At 38.3% G+C, this 17,754-nt stretch carries 17 protein-coding genes; 10 read left to right on the top strand and 7 right to left on the bottom strand.

Translation table 11 applies throughout. The features are described 5' to 3' along the window. Positions 1-10: 10 nt before the first annotated feature. The 3 genes from greA (at position 11) to ASC84_RS20725 (ending at position 2,590) form a co-directional block, all read left to right on the top strand. Positions 11-487: a transcription elongation factor GreA gene (greA, locus tag ASC84_RS20735; RefSeq protein ID WP_004717337.1), complete on the top strand. Its 477-nt coding sequence runs from the start codon at positions 11-13 to the stop codon at positions 485-487. Between the two features lie 449 nt (positions 488-936). After that, positions 937-1,821, top strand: coding sequence for a class I SAM-dependent methyltransferase (locus ASC84_RS20730; protein ID WP_056518105.1), 885 nt, complete (start codon positions 937-939; stop codon positions 1,819-1,821). Positions 1,822-1,966: 145 nt separating this feature from the next. After that, on the top strand, positions 1,967-2,590 hold the full coding sequence (locus ASC84_RS20725) for a CatB-related O-acetyltransferase (protein WP_056518103.1): 624 nt from the start codon (positions 1,967-1,969) through the stop codon (positions 2,588-2,590). A gap of 86 nt (positions 2,591-2,676) precedes the next feature. Here the strand turns inward: ASC84_RS20725 and ASC84_RS20720 are convergent, their stop codons facing one another. Next, positions 2,677-4,065 (bottom strand): amino acid permease, encoded by a 1,389-nt coding sequence (locus ASC84_RS20720; RefSeq protein WP_004823234.1) that lies wholly within the window; start codon positions 4,063-4,065, stop codon positions 2,677-2,679. A 354-nt stretch (positions 4,066-4,419) separates the two neighbouring features. Here ASC84_RS20720 and fahA point away from each other — a divergent pair, with 354 nt between their 5' ends. The 4 genes from fahA to ASC84_RS20700 all read left to right on the top strand — a co-directional run bounded on the left by fahA (position 4,420) and on the right by ASC84_RS20700 (position 8,174). Further along, positions 4,420-5,727, top strand: coding sequence for a fumarylacetoacetase (fahA, locus tag ASC84_RS20715; RefSeq protein WP_056518101.1), 1,308 nt, complete (start codon positions 4,420-4,422; stop codon positions 5,725-5,727). Next, the gene (gene maiA, locus ASC84_RS20710) at positions 5,714-6,346 is read left to right on the top strand and encodes a maleylacetoacetate isomerase (protein WP_056518099.1); all 633 of its coding nucleotides are present in this window, start codon (positions 5,714-5,716) and stop codon (positions 6,344-6,346) included. Before fahA ends, maiA begins: the two co-directional genes overlap by 14 nt. Before the next feature lie 18 nt (positions 6,347-6,364). Further along, positions 6,365-6,913, top strand: a complete 549-nt coding sequence (locus tag ASC84_RS20705) for a VOC family protein (RefSeq protein ID WP_004717353.1) — start codon at positions 6,365-6,367, stop codon at positions 6,911-6,913. A 481-nt stretch (positions 6,914-7,394) separates the two neighbouring features. After that, positions 7,395-8,174: an IclR family transcriptional regulator gene (locus tag ASC84_RS20700; RefSeq protein WP_056518097.1), complete on the top strand. Its 780-nt coding sequence runs from the start codon at positions 7,395-7,397 to the stop codon at positions 8,172-8,174. Positions 8,175-8,242: 68 nt separating this feature from the next. On the opposite strand, the gene hppD is transcribed toward ASC84_RS20700, so the two are convergent. Then, positions 8,243-9,298 (bottom strand): 4-hydroxyphenylpyruvate dioxygenase, encoded by a 1,056-nt coding sequence (gene hppD / locus ASC84_RS20695; protein WP_004717360.1) that lies wholly within the window; start codon positions 9,296-9,298, stop codon positions 8,243-8,245. Between the two features lie 352 nt (positions 9,299-9,650). Continuing rightward, positions 9,651-10,436, bottom strand: a complete 786-nt coding sequence (locus ASC84_RS20690; protein WP_056518095.1) for an enoyl-CoA hydratase-related protein — start codon at positions 10,434-10,436, stop codon at positions 9,651-9,653. 424 nt (positions 10,437-10,860) lie between these two features. Here ASC84_RS20690 and ASC84_RS20685 point away from each other — a divergent pair, with 424 nt between their 5' ends. Continuing rightward, positions 10,861-11,298, top strand: a complete 438-nt coding sequence (locus ASC84_RS20685; RefSeq protein ID WP_004717364.1) for a universal stress protein — start codon at positions 10,861-10,863, stop codon at positions 11,296-11,298. A 48-nt stretch (positions 11,299-11,346) separates the two neighbouring features. Here ASC84_RS20685 and ASC84_RS20680 read toward each other — a convergent pair whose 3' ends face one another. Continuing rightward, positions 11,347-11,661 carry an MGMT family protein gene (locus tag ASC84_RS20680; protein WP_004717366.1) on the bottom strand — a complete coding sequence of 105 codons (315 nt, stop codon included), beginning with the start codon at positions 11,659-11,661 and terminating at the stop codon, positions 11,347-11,349. Positions 11,662-11,827: 166 nt separating this feature from the next. Here ASC84_RS20680 and ASC84_RS20675 point away from each other — a divergent pair, with 166 nt between their 5' ends. Next, the gene (locus tag ASC84_RS20675; RefSeq protein ID WP_056518092.1) at positions 11,828-12,802 is read left to right on the top strand and encodes an alpha/beta fold hydrolase; all 975 of its coding nucleotides are present in this window, start codon (positions 11,828-11,830) and stop codon (positions 12,800-12,802) included. A gap of 123 nt (positions 12,803-12,925) precedes the next feature. On the opposite strand, the gene ASC84_RS20670 is transcribed toward ASC84_RS20675, so the two are convergent. The 3 genes from ASC84_RS20670 to ASC84_RS20660 form a co-directional block, all read right to left on the bottom strand. Next, a complete protein-coding gene (locus tag ASC84_RS20670) occupies positions 12,926-14,425 on the bottom strand; it encodes a sodium:proton antiporter (RefSeq protein ID WP_056518090.1) in 1,500 nt (499 codons plus the stop codon). A 229-nt stretch (positions 14,426-14,654) separates the two neighbouring features. Continuing rightward, positions 14,655-15,545: a neutral zinc metallopeptidase gene (locus tag ASC84_RS20665; RefSeq protein WP_056518088.1), complete on the bottom strand. Its 891-nt coding sequence runs from the start codon at positions 15,543-15,545 to the stop codon at positions 14,655-14,657. A 52-nt stretch (positions 15,546-15,597) separates the two neighbouring features. Beyond that, positions 15,598-16,524, bottom strand: coding sequence for a DUF808 domain-containing protein (locus ASC84_RS20660; protein WP_056518086.1), 927 nt, complete (start codon positions 16,522-16,524; stop codon positions 15,598-15,600). 196 nt (positions 16,525-16,720) lie between these two features. Here ASC84_RS20660 and trpS point away from each other — a divergent pair, with 196 nt between their 5' ends. After that, positions 16,721-17,734, top strand: coding sequence for a tryptophan--tRNA ligase (trpS, locus tag ASC84_RS20655; RefSeq protein WP_004717376.1), 1,014 nt, complete (start codon positions 16,721-16,723; stop codon positions 17,732-17,734). Positions 17,735-17,754: the final 20 nt, after the last annotated feature.

The raw sequence follows: 17,754 nt of genomic DNA, 5'->3' as shown, positions 1-17,754 counted from the left end.
AGGGACAACAATGCAACGTTATCCTATGACTCCTGAAGGCAAGGTCGCCTTAGAGAAAGAATTGCAACAGCTAAAATCTGTTGATCGTCCACGTATTATTGCTGCAATTGCAGAAGCACGTGAACATGGGGATTTAAAAGAAAACGCAGAATACCATGCAGCGCGCGAGCAACAAGGTTTTTGTGAAGGTCGTATTCAAGACATCGAAGGTAAACTTGGTGCTTGCCAAGTAATTGATGTTAAAGGACTTGAACAAACAGGTCGTGTGGTTTTTGGTGTGACAGTAACCATTGAGAATTTGGATACTGAAGAAAAGAAAACCTATAAAATTGTAGGTGATGATGAAGCTGACTTTAAGATCAATAAGATCTCAGTGAACTCACCTATTGCGCGTGGTCTTCTTGGTAAGAATGAAGGCGACGAAGCCAAAATCACCACACCACAGGGTGAAGTGGAATATGAAGTGGTGAGTGTTGAATATATTTAACACATACTAGGGCTGATGATTCAGCCCTTTTTATTGGGCTAAATATATAAAATGAATAACAAAAAACGAATCACTTATATATTCAGTCATCAATGATTGACTAAGACAAACAGACTCAAATATTTTTTTCAAAAACTCAAGATATATAGTCAAACCACCTCATTATTAATACAAGTGAAGGGTGACTATAGATAAAAAAATTTAAAGACAGTCAGATCAGAATAACCCTGCATTCACCTAGAAAATAACACTGATCGCATATCCATTTAATCAACATCAAGCATCATCCATACATCGCTCAGATCTTGCGCCAAGCTAAATAAGATGCCTCAGCCATATAGACACCAAGAAAACTAGCAATTATCACCAACTGTTCAAAGTAAATTGCCATTGTTAAATATTTTCTATGCATTACATTGAGGAAAAATTAAAATTCATTGAGGACGAGCATGAAAGCAGGACGAGCAAGTAAAACTGCTGAAGCGGCAGCAGCAATTAGAGCCAATCACCATTTAAATGCTAACGATCCAGTATTCTCTGACCCTTATGCATTTGAAATGACCAATTCACAATGGCGCTTACTTTTAAATAACGCCCTTCTACGTAAAGTGTTAAATTCCAATTTGTTGAATCAAACTTTTGGTAAATTGACTGGACAAGTGGTGGGGCGTTCTCGTTATACGGAAGATCTTTTAAAGCATGCAATTGAACATGATCATATTCAACAGTATGTATTGGTTGGCGCTGGTCTAGACTCTTTTGTATTACGCTTGGCCCAGCAATACCCTCAACTCAAAATATTTGAAATTGATCATCCTGATACACAAAGAACCAAATTAGAAAAATTAAAAAAGCTCAGTAATACAGGTGAGCTCCCAAGCAATGTGGAATTTGTAGGGATTGATTTTGAAAAAGAAAAACTGTCTGATGCTTTGGCACGTAGTGGATTTCAAAATACCCAAGCTGCATTTTTTTCATGGCTAGGCACAACCCATTATTTAACCCCACAAGCAACCCTAGCAACCTTACACAACATTGCATCCTTTACTGGCAAAAATAGCCAAGTCGTGATGGATTATTCGATTGATTATAAAGCCTTACAAGGTATTGAGCGTTTGGGTAGCTTCGCAGTGTCACAGTTTACCCGTTTCTTAAAAGAGCCTTTGATTGGTGCGTTTGCTTCGCAAGCATTGCATCATGCAGTTGAAATGATGGGTTATCAGGTGGTTGAAGATTTATCAGGTAAAGACATTACCTATCGTTACTTTAACCATCGTGCTGATCATATTCGTCATACCCATGCCACGCATTTGATCCATTTAAAAATAGGTTAATACTTGAATACCAGCCAAGGAATAGCTGAAGAATTGATGTTTAAACCCAATACACTGAATATTTTTTAATTGCTGATCAAGATCTAAGTTCAATCTAAGGTTACAATGCGCGCTCTAGCCTTTGCACTTAAGCTTTTGTACTCCCATGACTGACGCTATTCACTCCCCCGTAAAACACTGGTGCGAATTTGAGTTTATTTCTAAGACTGTGAAAAATCCCAATATTCATATTAAAGGAAATTATTCTTATTATTCGGCATATTGGGATCAGGGGTTTGAACGTTGCGTGGTGCGTTATTTGCATGATAAGCCATCAACTGTAGAGAAACCAATTGACCAGTTATATATTGGTAACTTTGTTTGTTTTGGGGCGGAATGTGTGATCATGATGGGTGGCAATCAATTACATCGCCCTGACTGGATTTCTACATTTCCTTTTGATACCCGTAGCTTTTTACCCGCTGGGGATACGGTGATTGGAGATGGTTGTTGGATTGGCAGTCGTGCCATGATTATGCAAGGGGTAACGCTAGGTGAAGGTGCCATCGTTGCTACAGGTGCAGTCGTTACTCAAGACGTGCCAGCGTATGCAATTGTCGGTGGTGTACCGGCAAAACTCATTAAATATCGGTTTTCTCAGGATCAGATTGAAAAATTACAGTCAGTTAAATTGTATGATTTAGATGAAAAGCAGATTTTAAAAATTCGAGAACAATTACAAAGCGATGATATCAATCAATTGATTGATTTTTTAAAAGCAGCAGAATAATACCCTCGGTATAGGTTAATAATCACACAAAAAGCAAAAAGGGCTAAATATCAATTTAGCCCTTTTGCAAAGATTAAAATCTTTTGCTACACATCAGAATTTAACACAACATTTTGCTGTGCATTTTTTAACTTTCGTTGTTTCAGATAATAAGCAAGCATCAAACAAAGAATCCATGCTGGAATCATCATCACTGCAATACGCATATTCTCGGTGAATGACATTACCACCAGAATACCCAACATAAATATAATGCAAAGATAATTACTGAATGGATAAGCAATACTTGGAAACTTGGTGGTCTGCCCTTGTGTTTGCATGGCTTTACGGAACTTTAAATGCGTCCATGAAATAACCACCCAGTTAATCACAATTGCAGCAACCACCAACATCATCAATAAACCAAATGCTTTTTCTGGAAATGCATAATTGAGTAGTACACATAAAACCGTAACAAAAGCTGAAACATAAACCGCATTAGTTGGAATACCACGCTTATTAATATGCTTAAGGAACTTCGGTGCATTACCCTGTTGCGCCAAACCAAGTAACATGCGACTACTACAATAACTGGTCCCGTTATACACCGAAACAGCTGCAGTAAGGATGACAAAATTCAGTAAGGTCGCAACACCATGACTATCCAGTGAAGCAAATACCATTACAAATGGACTACCGCCTTCTGCCATTTGGTTCCATGGAAAAAGTGCAAATAAGATAAACAGTGTTGCAATATAGAAAATCAAAATACGGTAAATAATTTGATTGACTGCTTTAGGCAGAGTTTTATCAGGATCACGCGCTTCTGCTGCGGTAATACCAAATAACTCAATCCCACCAAAGGCAAAAATAATCACAGCCATTGCCATGACTAAACCTTCCACACCAAATGGGAAAAACCCGCCCAATGCCCAAAGGTTACTAATGCTTGCCTGTGGCCCTGCTGTACCTGTTGCAAGTAAGTAGGAACCAAAGCCGATCATGGCTAAGATTGCCAAAATTTTGACGATAGAGAACCAAAACTCCATTTCGCCAAAAAATTTAACATGCAATAAGTTTATACCGTTGATTAAAACAAAAAACACCAATGCTGAAATCCAAGTCGGAATTTCAGGCCACCAATATTGAATATAAAGACCAATTGCGCTCAGCTCTGCCATACATACCAAAACATTGAGTACCCAATAATTCCAGCCAGACATAAAACCTGCAAATGAGCCCCAGTATTTGTAGGCAAAGTGACTAAATGAACCACTGACCGGTTCTTGAACCACCATTTCACCTAACTGTCGCATCATTAAAAACGCAATAAATCCAGCAATCGCATAACCGAGTATGACTGAAGGACCTGCAAGCTTAATCGATTGCGAAATACCCAGAAACAATCCTGTACCAATAGCACCACCTAGCGCGATAAGCTGGATGTGCCGATTGCTTAAACCATGTTTCAGGTTTCCTTGCTCATGTTTTGACATATGATTATTCTCATCCTTGTCTCGTAATTTTTGTATTCAAAATTACGTATATCATAAGTTAATCAAAAATGCCTATATCTAATCGAAAAATAATTGATTTACTTTTCTCATAACCGCGCATATAAGCAGAAAATTCAACAAATAACAATTATTATGAATTATGTAATCAAATTATGTATTGCGTAATTAAATATTTTCAGTATGATAGAAATGATAAGACACTGACAGCTTGCTTGAGTCATTTGAACAAGGCATCTAAATAACTTTATATTTATTTGTTTTTTCAAATACTTAAGAAAATATATTAAAGATTTTGATCACCCCTAACAAAATTAAAGACAAGGAAAGCAAATCATGAGCTCACATTTAACTTGTTTTCTTGAAATCGACTCACAATCAGATTTCACAATACATAATTTGCCCTACGGTATTTTTAGTGAAACACCCCAAGGCACCAAACGAGTAGGTGTTGCCATTGGAAATTGGGTCATAGACCTTGCCCACTTAGAGGCACATGGACTATTAACGATCAATGGACATCAAGATTGTTTTAATCAAGCGACACTGAATAAATTTATAGAAACGGGTAAACACAACTGGCAAAAGGTTCGTACGACATTACAAAGTCTACTCTCTGCTGAAAACCCAACACTTCGTGATGATGTGGTTTTACGCCAAAACGCATTGTTTAAGCAAAATACAGTCACTTTGCACTTACCTATTCAAGTCTCTGGCTATACAGATTTCTACTCGTCCAAAGAACATGCCACCAATGTCGGAACCATGTTTAGAGATCCTAAGAATGCGTTGCTTCCAAACTGGAGCGAACTTCCTGTGGGATATAATGGTCGTGCCAGCTCTGTGATTGTCAGTGGCAAAGATATTGTTCGCCCTTCTGGCCAAATCAAATTACCAGATCAAGAACGCCCTGTTTTCTCTGCAACACGTAAACTCGATTTTGAATTAGAAACCGCCTTTATCGTTGGTAAAGCGACTGAATTGGGTGAGCCTATCGCGATTGCAGATGCTTGGGAGCATATTTTTGGTATGGTTTTGCTCAATGACTGGTCGGCACGTGATATTCAACAATGGGAATACGTACCATTAGGCCCGTTTAACGCCAAGACTTTTGCAAGTGCAATTTCACCTTGGGTAGTAACCATGCAAGCACTGGAACCATTTAAAGTCAAAGGTCCAGAACAACAGCCTAAACCACTTTGCTATTTAGAAGAAAGTATTGCCAACAGCTATGATATTCACCTCAGTATTGAAGTTCAAAGCCCTCAATCAGCACAAGCTGATGTGATTTGCCAGACCAACTTTAAATATATGTATTGGTCAATGGCACAGCAACTCACCCACCACACGATTGCCGGTTGCAATGTCCAAGTCGGTGACTTGATGGGTTCAGGCACAATTTCAGGTCCTACAGAAGATGCTTATGGTAGTTTGCTTGAACTGACATGGAATACCACCAAACCGCTAACCCTCTCGAATGGCGAAAAACGTGGTTTTTTACAAGATGGTGACCGTGTTGTGATGAAAGGCTATTGTGAAAAAGCAGGGATCCGAGTGGGCTTTGGTGAGGTTGCCAATAGCATTTTGCCAGCTCGCCAGTTTAACTTTCATCAAACAGAAGACTTGAGCTATGAAACTGTATAGTTATTTTCGTAGCTCTGCAGCTTATCGGGTTCGAATTGCACTGAACCTCAAACAACTGAGTTATGAAATACAGCCCGTGCATTTGGTCAAGAATGAGCAACTGCTAGAGCGTTACCAAGCACTTAATCCAAGTCAGTGTGTTCCAACTTTAGTGGATGAAGATCAAAGCTTTTTACAGTCACTCAGTATTTTGGAATATCTGGAAGAACGTTATCCAGCAATTTCATTGTTGCCTGACAATATCGTCACGCGCAGTAAAGTACGTGCTTTTGCACAAGCGATCGCCTGCGATATTCATCCGTTAAATAATTTAAGAGTCTTAAAGTATTTACAAAATGATCTCAGTCTCAGTGACGAGCAAAAAAAACACTGGTACCAGCACTGGATTGTAGAGGGCTTTAACAGCTTAGAAGCCCAACTACAAGATTCAAATGGGCAATTCTGTTTTGGTACACAACCGACATTTGCAGACTGTTGTTTGATTCCTCAAGTCTATAACGCCAAACGCTTTAAAATTGATTTAAGCGCTTTTGCAAAGATTGAGTCGATTAATCAACACTGTTTAACCCTTCCTGCCTTCTTCAATGCAGCCCCAGAACAACAACCAGATTGGGAATAAAGATAAAGGAGTTTTATCATGAGCTTTGCGATTAAAAAAATTCACCATGTGGCTTATCGTTGTAAAGATGCCAAAGAAACCGTGGAATGGTATAAAAAAATGCTCAATATGGATTTTATTTTGGCCTTTGCTGAAGACCATGTGCCTTCGACCAAAGCCTTTGATCCGTATATGCATTTATTCTTAGATGCTGGACAAGGCAATGTATTGGCATTTTTTGAACTGCCTACTCAACCCGATATGGGGCGTGATGAAAATACCCCTCAATGGGTTCAACATATCGCATTTGAAGTCGAAGACCTCGATACGTTATTGATTGCAAAAGAACATCTTGAAACACATGGTGTTAAAGTTCTTGGTGTCACCAACCACGGCATTTTCCACTCGATTTATTTCTTTGACCCCAATGGTCATCGTTTAGAACTGACCTATAACGATGTGCATGCAGATGCAAAAATCGCACGAATTACCGAAGAAATGAAATTAGAAATGCTAGATGAGTGGAGCCGTACCAAACGTGCGCCTCAGCATACTCACTTTTTGCATGAAGACGAGTTGGGAGCATAACCATGCTCAGTTGAGTATGTCTGGGTGCCAAAGCCAACTTAGTACTTACTAAGTTTATTAATCGAATGATTCGTGATTTGGCATCCTAGATCTAGTTGAACACGATATTAAGCAGCATTAACAGCACACAATGCTAGTTTTGCTGAATCTTAAGCAATAACAGCAATCAGCATTTAAAATATTGCTGTGAGACAATTGTGGATCTAATCGGTATTGAAGCGTTGTGACTCCAATACCGATTTTTATCGGCTTAACTTTAATGGTCTAGATCTTTTGATGATGTCCTGTTGTTTAATAAATCATATGCAGCACTTCAAAAACAATTGTATGCTGATAACATTCACTGAGGCTCTTTTGAGATTTCATTTAAAAAGATAAGTTCTATTTTGTACAATGCTCAGGCACTATGTGTTAAATATGTAAATCAAATATCGACAGCACATCAACACTGCTAGATCGTATACAGATTAAGGGTTATTCAATGATTGAAGAAAAGTTGTCTGGTGGGGTTCAATCACTTGAGGTGGGCTTAGCCGTTCTCAATGCCCTTTTGGAACATAATAAGCCGATTATTTTAAAAGAGTTGTCGAGTAAACTTGATATGCATCCAGCCAAGGTACATCGTTATCTTGTCAGTTTGATTCGGATGAATTATGCAAAACAACTTGAGGGTGGTCAGTATGCGCTTGGTGATCAAGCTTGGCGTTTAGGTTTAAACTGTATCCAACACACCGATGTTTTACAGCTTGTTCAGCACCTTATTTATGAATTACAAAGTAAAATTGGTTGCGGGATTCAAATCAGCAAATGGTCACCTAAAGGCCCATTAGTTGTACAGTCGATTGAATCAAATCATCCGATTTCAATTGTGACCAAAGTCGGTTCGATCATGCCTTTAGTAAATTCAGCTGCTGGGCGGGTTTTTGCCTCCTATTTACCCGAAGCGCTAATCAAACCATTGATGCACTCTGAATGGGAAAAAGCAACGCTGAACCATAGTCAAGTCAAACCCACCAATTGGGACGAATTTCTTGTTTTAAAAGAAAATACTTTACAACAAGGTATGGCAATTGCCCAAGGTGACTTACTTGTTGGTATCAATGCTGTGGGTTTACCTATTTTCAATGCGCATCTTGCAATGGAATTTTGTATTGTTGCATTAGACAGTGAAATGTTTTTACCTGTCAACGCGGGTAGTGAAAAACTTGAACTATTTAAACGTGAAGTTGCTGCGATGAATCAATACATACAAACACGTTAATTTTTTAGTGAAAGATCGCAAAAAGCCAAGAATTAAATTCTTGGCTTTTTGTATTGAGTACGATTTTGTTATTTGGCTTCTAATACGCCACGGCGGATTTGGTCACGTTCGATTGATTCAAACAATGCCTTAAAGTTGCCCTCACCAAAACCATCGTCGTCTTTACGTTGAATAAATTCAAAGAATACAGGTCCAAGCATATTTTCAGAGAAAATCTGTAATAACAGTTTCTTCTGACCGTCTTTGGTATTGCCATCTAACAGAATACCGCGCTTTTGCAGCTCTTCTGTCGGCTCACCATGATCAGGGAGACGATCTTTTAACATTTCATAATAAGTTTCAGGAGGTGCCGTCATAAATTTCAGCCCTAAACCTTTTAACTTATCCCATGTTGAAATTAAGTCATCGGTAATAAAAGCAATATGTTGAATGCCTTCTCCGTTAAAGTCAGCCAAAAACTCGGCGATTTGTCCATTGCCTTTGTCTGAGTCTTCATTCAAAGGAATACGAATCATCCCATCAGGTGCAGTCAGCGCCTTAGAAGTTAAACCCGTATATTCACCTTTGATATCGAAATAGCGAATTTCTTGGAAGTTAAAGATTTTTTCATAGAAATTTGCCCAATAATCCATGCGTCCTTTATAGACATTATGGGTTAAATGATCAATTTCATTTAAACCAGCTCCACGTGGATTTCGATTTTCGTCATCAAAGAATACAAAATCATTTTCATAAATATCACGATCAACCAAGAAAATTGGCATACCGCCTATGCCTTTAATCGCTGGGATATTTAATTCCATTGGTCCTGCTTGCGAATACATTGGCTCTGCGCCAAGTTCAATTGCATTTTTAAAAGCTTTGGCTGCATCACGCGTTCTAAACCCCATTGCACATGCTGATGGGCCATGTTCTTTAAAGAAGAATGATGCATAAGATTCAGGTTGATAATTCAAGATAATATTAATATTACCCTGACGCCATAAATAAACTTTTTTTGATTTATGCTTTGCGACTTTAGCAAAACCAATTGCTTCAAAGATTTGATCTAATCCATTTTCCGTCGAAACAAACTCAATAAATGCAAAGCCACATAGTTCTAATGGGTTATCTAAAATATCCATCTAGTTTCCCTTATTTGAATAAATTCATCCGTTTTTTAATGCCGAGAAAAGATCACAGGTATTTAGGTCAATCAACAAAATATCCTGATTTGAACTCTTCCTTTCCATAATTTAGTCCATGTAAAGCGCTAACCTTAAGCTGCATTTACACTGACGCTTAACTCTAAATTTATCCTACAAGAAAGCTCTAATTTATGCAATACATAATCAAATTATGTTATGTGTAATTTTTATTTCCTATTCTAATAACCTCGAGCATACTATTCTCGCGCAAATAGCATTACATTATTATGAGACTTTTCTACTAGCTTTGATGTTTCAGGTTGAAAAGCTTCCCAACTTAAATCGTTATTTATCGTCCTTTAAAATTTGGCTTATCTTTCATTAAAAAAGCGCGAACACCTTCTAAAAAATCTGCTGACTGCCCTGCCTGTCTTTGCAAATCCTGCTCAACTTTAACTTGGCTAATAAAATCATTTTGCATGCTGACCCGCATCGCTTGTTTAATCAAGGCAAAACTCAGGCTGGCTTGGGTTGCCAAATACTCGGCTAAAGTAACAACCTCTATCTGTAACTGATCATCTTCTACCACTTTATAAATCATTCCCAATCGTTCCGCTTCATCTGCACTGATTTTTTCGGCAGTCAGCATCAACGCTTTGGCTTTGGCAAAGCCGATCATACGCGGCAATAACCAAGTTGCACCACAGTCTGGAATTAAGCCAATTTTGCTAAAAATTTGTGAAAAGCTTGCAGACTTTGCCGCAATCACGATATCACATAACAAGACCAGGCTCGCTCCCGCACCAGCTGCAACGCCATTTACAGCACAGATAATCACTTTTGGTAGTGTATTGATGAGCGCTAATAAGGGATTAAAGTATTTTTCCAAGACCAAACCCAAGTCTATAGCACCACCACCAAATAAATCTGGGCTTATCGCCTGACCTGCACAAAATGCTTTTCCAATCGCAGCAATCACAATAATGCGGATTTCGGTATCATCTTTCCATTGTGTTAAGACCTCTACAATTTCAAGGCACATTTGCGGTGTAAAGCTATTGAATTGTTCAGGCCGATTTAAGCTCAAATATCCAACTGCATTTTTTTCTTCGACTATAATTGTTTGATATTCCATTGTCTTTTCCTTTTAATCCATGGTTTAAATTGTAATGTCCTATTATTTTCAGTATTTATATTTAAAACATTTTAAAGGAAGAACTGGATTTACAATTTGCCAATTGTTTCATTCAGCCTCTATATTTTCTCAATTGTGTATGGCTTTTGTTTAAACAATTTAAAGCTTTATTTTGATCATGCTTGATTGCATCTCGATCTTTATTTTATTGATTGATTTATCTTTTTATTCAGCTGCATTTACAAGCAACAAAACGATGTAACTTGATGCCAATGCTTTTAATTAAATTTATGATATTTATATGAATTATCCCTACACATTTACTCGGTTTTATTCATCTCATATTCACGTTATGATGACTCTATAGACTTAGAATTGTAATAAATATTCAACTCAGCTTTTCGGTAAAATAAGGAAAATAGACATGGCTTATCAAAATATCCTCGTTCCTGTTGATGGTTCAGAAACCTCATTATCTGTTGTGAAACATGCAGTTGAATTTGCCAAAGCATTTAACAGTAAAATCACGGTTGTACAGGTGATGACTTTAGACCCTTATATTGCATCAGAATATTTGGCGCATGGTCAAAGCAATATGCTGATTGAGCGTGCTCGTGAATTTATTCAATCCAATATCAATGTGGCAAAAGATCAATTTGCCGCAGAAGGCGTGCAAGTTGAAACACGTTTACTCGAAGGCGAAAATATTGCACATACTTTAAATCAAGCTGTGCAGGATTTAAAAATTGATTTGGTCATTCTCAGTTCACATGGTCGTACCGGACTGAAAAAAATTATTATGGGCAGCGTAGCGCAAAGCTTATTAACTGAATTACAAATCCCTGTTTTAGTAATTAAATAACTTTCACCTTTTGTTTTAAACATTCCTCACTATCTTTATAGTGAGGAATTAGGGTGTCCATTGATATTTTTTTAGATTTATTTTGCCATCAATAACCACAACATCCTCAGCCAATAACTTTGCAGTCTGAATACACATTCCCTTCTCATCCAGCTTTTTTAAGCTGATTCGCCCTTGTGAATTAACCACTCGATACCAAGGGATATCATGATCTTCAGGTAACTGTCCTAATACACGCCCAACCAACCGTGCATGTTTGGGTAAGCCTGCATATTTGGCAACTTGACCATAACTGGCAACTTTACCTTGGGGAATTTGTATGATGACATTTAAAATCATCTGAGCGAGTTCATGATTTGACATTTTTTAGATCAATCAAATAATAAAAAATAATATTCATAAGCATCTTGGCAAACGAGGTTAAATTGACTTTGAAAATAGGCTTTAAACATTTTAGGCAAATGTAATTTGACTGTACATAATCTAATCTTAAATCGTACCTCAAATACAACAACAAGAGTATTCAAAGATGAAAGGAATCTTCAACAAACTGATTTTATCGACGGCATTGGCAATGGGTTCTGTGGTAACAGTAGGCTTATCGACCACAAGCTATGCTGCTCCAGCGATTGACATTCAAAGTGTGCTTCAACAAGAACGTGCATGGGCGGGTATGGAAACCAAACGTGTAAAAGTCGGTGATATTGATTGGGCTTATAGTGAAGGCGGACCAGCTGGCAAACCAACCATTATGCTTGTTCATGGCCTAGCTGGAAGTCGTGACAACTGGAATCGTGTAGCACGTTACTTAACGCCTTATTACCATGTGATTATTCCTGATCTTCCTGGTCAAGGTGACAGTAAAGTCCCTAACGATTTTGATTATTCATTGCCCAATCTCACTGAAAAATTACGTCGTTTTGCTGAAGCCATTAAAGTAGACAATGGCTTAAATGTCGCTGGTCACTCGATGGGGGGTTCGATTTCCTTACTTTACGCAGCACAATACCCTGTTGATACCAAATCTTTATTTTTAATTGATAGTGCAGGTGTATTTAAATCTGCCAATACTCCTTATTTAAAAGATCCGACAACTTTACGTAATATGATTGTCAGCAAACCTGGCGATTTTGATCGTTTAATGAAAATTGCCACCAGTCTACCGCCTTTTATTCCTAAAGAATTAAAAGATGCTCAAGAGAAATTGATGATTAGCCAATCGGCAAACACCACCAAATTGGTTGAGCAACTGATTGTCATGTCTAAATTATTTACCCCAGATTCTTTTGCCATTGCAGCACGTTCTATTGACCAGCCCGTATTGATTGCATGGGGTGATAAAGACCAAATTATCAATGTTGAAGCTGCGGCTGAACTCAAAGGCTTATTGAAAAATGCACAAGAGCCAATCATTCTAAAAGGAGTCGGGCATTTACCGATTTTAGAACAAGAGCAACTTTTGATTAAACCTTACCTCGATTTCTTAGGCAAAAACGCAAAATAACAGCTCCAATAAAAAAGCCAGTATTGTTACTGGCTTTTTTATTGCGATAGACGTCTAAGAATATTGAAGTTTTAGCCTCTCAATTTTACACCTTAACTATTCATCTGACTTAATACGCTGCATTTAGAAGTTACCAGGATTTTCCAATCGCTTCATTTCTTGCGCTTTTTCAGGATGATGTACGGAGGCCACACCATCTGCAGCTTTCTTGTCAACCAACGCTTCTGGGTTATAAATGGTGATGGTTTCATGCCCTTCGTTATCTTCACCCACAATATATTTGATGCCTTTACGGTTCATTTTATTGCACATGCGCTGATACCAACCTTTGAAACCTTGGGTTTCTTCATTTGGATTGTAATAAAAGGCATTCATGACTGCAGGTAAACCCAAACCACAGACGACACCTGAAAGTAATACGCTGATAAAGGTATAACCAATTAGAATACTACTGTAGTCACGTAACTCAGGGACGTTTGCCACAGCAAGGATCAATGCAAGTGAAATTCCCCCACGAACCCCTCCCCAAGAAAGAATAGCCAGACTACCGTTATAGCTCTTTTTACGGAACGATGGGAAAAATGCAAAAGCTAAGAAATTTGCGGCAAAACGAGAGAGATGCAAGGCAAAGAAAGCAAAAATACCACCAAGAATCAAACTTGTGCTTAAATCTAAAATAAAGATTTCTAGACCAATCAAGGTGAAGAGGAAAGAGTTAATAATCCCTTCTACCGTATGCCAAAAATGATTAACCTCACGAATTTCACGATCCTGTAAAATTTCTTTCCATTTATTACCGACAATTAAACCGCCAATCACACAGGCAATCGGAGCGGATGCATGGGCAAATAATGCAACCAGATAAGAGCCACATGCCAATAATGCAGTGGTAAGAATCAAAGACTCCATCTCGTGTTTACCACGTAATAAACGCAAGATTCCCAGACCAAAAGCCCAACCAATGATGACCGCAACCACAATCTCATATAAGAAAGTTTGTAGCGTTGCCATTAAACTAAAATGCTCTCCTTCGAGGACATTCAATAAAGTCATGAAGACTGCGATACACATTGCATCGTTAAATAAAGACTCGCCTTCCAACTTAACAATCAGATGATGGGGCGCACGTACTGAACTGAGGACACCTTTGATCCCAATCGGATCAGTCGCACCTAAGGCAGAACCCAGTAACAATAAAACTAAAATTGGAACAGGATTGCCAATCAAGAATTGAAAACCAAACACCAATCCTGAAAAAAATACAGCACAGAGCAGTAAAGCAATCGTTGCCAAGATACTGATCGGCTTCCAATAAACTTTTAAATCTGAAACCTTAAATTTAAGTGCTGAAGAAGTCAGAATGAAGCAAATGACACCATTGACTAAAAAATCATAAAAATCGACATGCCGTACAGCTTCTTCAATATTATGAATATTAATCGAGATAAATTGATTGCCATTGAGTAAGCTGGCACCCCATTGCAAAATAAAGACAAAAATTGCTGAAACAATGGGAACACCAATGGCTTGAGGGAAACCTAATATTCGCTTATTAAAAATTGTAGTCGCGATAGAAAGCGCAAAAATGACTGTAAAGACCTGAAGAAAGAAATAGTTACCCATCCGAAACCTGTTTTAGATTTTTAATTTAAATGCACATCAAACACTCAATCATTTTTTTATAAAATATAAAATAAGAGACCATTTAACAATCTAGATAATTGTACAAAAAAAACTGAAATATGATGATTACTGGTTATATTTTTTAACATAAAAAGCGCTTAAAAAAAAATTGATTGAGAAAAAAAGAGAACATGATGTTCTCTTCTTTAACCCAACAATCTATAGCTGTCTATTTAAAGGTATCACACGCATTGATATCACCAGAGTTCATACCAATGTTAAACCATTGCATACGTTGCTGACTGGTGCCATGCGTAAAGCTGTCTGGTACCGCATAACCACGTGCTTTTTTCTGCAAGTAGTCATCACCAATTTTTTCAGCGGCATCCATCGCCTCTTCAATATCACCCTGTTCTAAGAACTGGGTGCGTTGTTGAGTACGATTGGCCCAAACCCCAGCCAAACAATCCGCTTGTAATTCTAAACGTACTGAAAGTTGATTGCCCTGAGCTTCACTGGCACGCTGACGTGCTTGCTGAACCTGAGATGATATTCCCAATAAATTTTGTACATGATGCCCAACTTCATGCGCAATCACATAAGCTTGTGCAAAATCACCCGCTTCATCTTTAGCTGAAAGCTCAGATTGATTTTTTTCCCCAGAGATGCCCATCTGTTGGCGCATATCTTTGAAGAACTGGGTATCGATATACACTTTTTGATCTGCTGGGCAATAAAATGGCCCCATTGCAGACTCAGCCGTACCACAGCCTGATCGTATCGCACCACTAAACATCACCAGCTTAGGTGAAACATACTGTACACCTTGTTGTTGGAAAATCGGTTTCCAAGTATCTTCGGTATCTGCCAAAACAGTTTTAACAAAAGATGCCGTTTCCTGCTGTTCAGGAGTTAAATTGGTGGGAGCAGAATTTTGGCTTGCCCCAGCCGAAGTCATCTGTTTGGTCGCCTGATAGGCTTGCTGTGGATCAACACCAAAAAATTTCCATGCAACAAAAGCGACGATTAAGCCCAGGATACTAATTCCACCCGCTTTTACGCCACCACCGCCACGGCGATCTTCGACATTATCACTTTCTCTACGTCCTTTCCAACGCATAGATCGGTCCTTTTTATTTTAAATTGGCTATCGTTTAGGATGTGCTTTGCATTTAGGCTGTTGTTGATTTACCACGAACTTTTTGAATAAGTCCAACAACCAATACCACGGCTAAGCCTGCGACGATACCAATCAGTAAATTGATTAACGTTGGTGTTAATGCACCAATAACACTACCAACGGTTGGAATATGTTGAATATGATCAACGGCTTCTTCTGACCAATGATGCAAAGTTGAAACAGCATGGGTGATGATCCCCCCACCGACAAGGAACATTGCAATGGTTCCAACAATCGTTAATGTTTTCATTAACTTTGGTGCAAATACCAGTAAACCACGGCCAATGCTTTGTTTAATATTTGATGTTTGTTGGGTTAAGTACAAACCTAAATCATCAATCTTTACAATCATAGCGACAAAGCCATAGACACCGACGGTCATTAAAATTGCGATGACAGATAGCACCATCACTTTGGTACCAAATGTTGCAGCCGCAACAGTCCCTAAAGAAATCACCACAATTTCAGCAGAGAGAATAAAGTCTGTGCGTATCGCGCCTTTAATTTTATCTTTTTCAAATGTGGCTAAATCAGTTTCGATTTGTTCAAGTTCCTCTTGTGCAGCTTCACCGGTTTTGGCTTTTTTATGCTGCAAACTATGTAGAACTTTTTCAACACCTTCATAGCAAAGAAACAGACCACCAATCATCAGCAATGGGTTAATCAACCATGGTGCAACCACACTGATCAGCAAAGCCAAAGGCACTAAAATTAATTTATTGATAAATGAGCCCTTCGCGACACCCCATACCACAGGAAGCTCACGCTCTGCTCTTACACCACTCACTTGTTGTGCGTTCAGTGCTAAATCATCACCTAAAACACCCGCAGTTTTTTTAGCCGCCATTTTACTCATGACGGCAACATCATCGAGCACTGCTGCGATATCATCTAATAATATTAATAGACTACTTGCCATTTTTTATCCAAAATTTTAGTTATCCTGTCATTTTAAAGTGAAAATTCATTTTTCTATATAAAATTTTGTAGATTTTCACATTTATTGATAAAAATTGGTTCTACACCATTTTTCGCTGACATTAAAATAAATTATCTCGTACAATAGTGCCCATTCATAAAACACGACTGTCTATACAAAGACTTTGGAAGCGATAATGACGAATCAAGATAATCGTCCTGTGATTTTGACAGGCGACCGTCCTACTGGACAACTACATTTGGGACATTTTGTAGGTTCTTTGCGCTCACGAGTAGGCTTACAAGATTCTCATCATCAACACCTCCTTCTCGCAGATGCTCAGGCTTTAACAGATAATGCGGATAACTTTGAAAAAGTTCGTCGTAATATTCTTGAAGTAGCAACAGACTATTTAGCAGTCGGCATTGACCCAACAAAAACCACAATCTGTGTTCAATCTTGCTTACCCGCGTTGAATGAACTCACCATGTTGTATTTAAACTTTGTGACGGTTTCTCGTTTAGAACGTAACCCAACCATCAAAGCTGAAATTCAATTACGTGGTTTTGAGCGTGATATTCCAGCAGGTTTTCTTTGCTACCCTGTTGCACAAGCTGCCGATATTACTGCATTTAAAGCCACTGTCGTGCCAGTTGGTGAAGACCAAATTCCAATGATCGAACAGACCAATGAAATTGTTCGTCGTTTAAACCGTCAAATTGGACAAGAAGTTTTACCTGAGTGTAAAGCGCTTTTATCCAATATGAGCCGTTTACCTGGCTTTGATGGTAAAGCCAAAATGTCGAAATCATTGGGCAATACCATCGTGTTAGATGCAACAGATAAAGACATCAAAAAAGCAGTCAATGCAATGTATACCGATCCAAACCATCTGCGTATTGAAGATCCAGGTCAGGTTGAAGGAAATATTGTCTTTACTTATTTAGATGCTTTTGATCCAAATAAAGAAGAAGTTGAAGAACTTAAAGCACATTATCGTCGTGGTGGTTTAGGCGATGGTACTGTGAAAAAACGTCTTGAAGGTGTATTAAAAGAGTTGATTACACCAATCCGTGAACGTCGTATGGAACTAGCAAAAGATCCAGATTACATCATGGATATCTTAAAAACTGGTACGGAAAAATGCCGTATCATCACTCAAGATACTTTAGACGAAATCAAAAATGGTTTAGGCGTATTTCATTTCTAAAATGCGCTGATTATCTAAGT

The organism is Acinetobacter sp. Root1280 (genome assembly GCF_001425285.1).
GTDB classification, from domain to species: domain Bacteria; phylum Pseudomonadota; class Gammaproteobacteria; order Pseudomonadales; family Moraxellaceae; genus Acinetobacter; species Acinetobacter guillouiae.
Note: the sequence above shows the minus strand (reverse complement) of the source record. Positions and strands in the feature narration are given on the sequence as shown.

Coding starts and splice junctions, on each gene's coding strand:
- ASC84_RS20705 (WP_004717353.1), top strand. CDS start 6,365: ATGAGCTTTGCGATTAAAAAAATTCACCATGTGGCTTATCGTTGTAAA.
- maiA (WP_056518099.1), top strand. CDS start 5,714: ATGAAACTGTATAGTTATTTTCGTAGCTCTGCAGCTTATCGGGTTCGA.
- ASC84_RS20725 (WP_056518103.1), top strand. CDS start 1,967: ATGACTGACGCTATTCACTCCCCCGTAAAACACTGGTGCGAATTTGAG.
- ASC84_RS20720 (WP_004823234.1), bottom strand. CDS start 4,065: ATGTCAAAACATGAGCAAGGAAACCTGAAACATGGTTTAAGCAATCGG.
- trpS (WP_004717376.1), top strand. CDS start 16,721: ATGACGAATCAAGATAATCGTCCTGTGATTTTGACAGGCGACCGTCCT.
- ASC84_RS20730 (WP_056518105.1), top strand. CDS start 937: ATGAAAGCAGGACGAGCAAGTAAAACTGCTGAAGCGGCAGCAGCAATT.
- hppD (WP_004717360.1), bottom strand. CDS start 9,298: ATGGATATTTTAGATAACCCATTAGAACTATGTGGCTTTGCATTTATT.
- ASC84_RS20665 (WP_056518088.1), bottom strand. CDS start 15,545: ATGCGTTGGAAAGGACGTAGAGAAAGTGATAATGTCGAAGATCGCCGT.
- ASC84_RS20685 (WP_004717364.1), top strand. CDS start 10,861: ATGGCTTATCAAAATATCCTCGTTCCTGTTGATGGTTCAGAAACCTCA.
- greA (WP_004717337.1), top strand. CDS start 11: ATGCAACGTTATCCTATGACTCCTGAAGGCAAGGTCGCCTTAGAGAAA.
- ASC84_RS20660 (WP_056518086.1), bottom strand. CDS start 16,524: ATGGCAAGTAGTCTATTAATATTATTAGATGATATCGCAGCAGTGCTC.
- ASC84_RS20700 (WP_056518097.1), top strand. CDS start 7,395: ATGATTGAAGAAAAGTTGTCTGGTGGGGTTCAATCACTTGAGGTGGGC.
- ASC84_RS20675 (WP_056518092.1), top strand. CDS start 11,828: ATGAAAGGAATCTTCAACAAACTGATTTTATCGACGGCATTGGCAATG.
- ASC84_RS20680 (WP_004717366.1), bottom strand. CDS start 11,661: ATGTCAAATCATGAACTCGCTCAGATGATTTTAAATGTCATCATACAA.
- ASC84_RS20690 (WP_056518095.1), bottom strand. CDS start 10,436: ATGGAATATCAAACAATTATAGTCGAAGAAAAAAATGCAGTTGGATAT.
- ASC84_RS20670 (WP_056518090.1), bottom strand. CDS start 14,425: ATGGGTAACTATTTCTTTCTTCAGGTCTTTACAGTCATTTTTGCGCTT.
- fahA (WP_056518101.1), top strand. CDS start 4,420: ATGAGCTCACATTTAACTTGTTTTCTTGAAATCGACTCACAATCAGAT.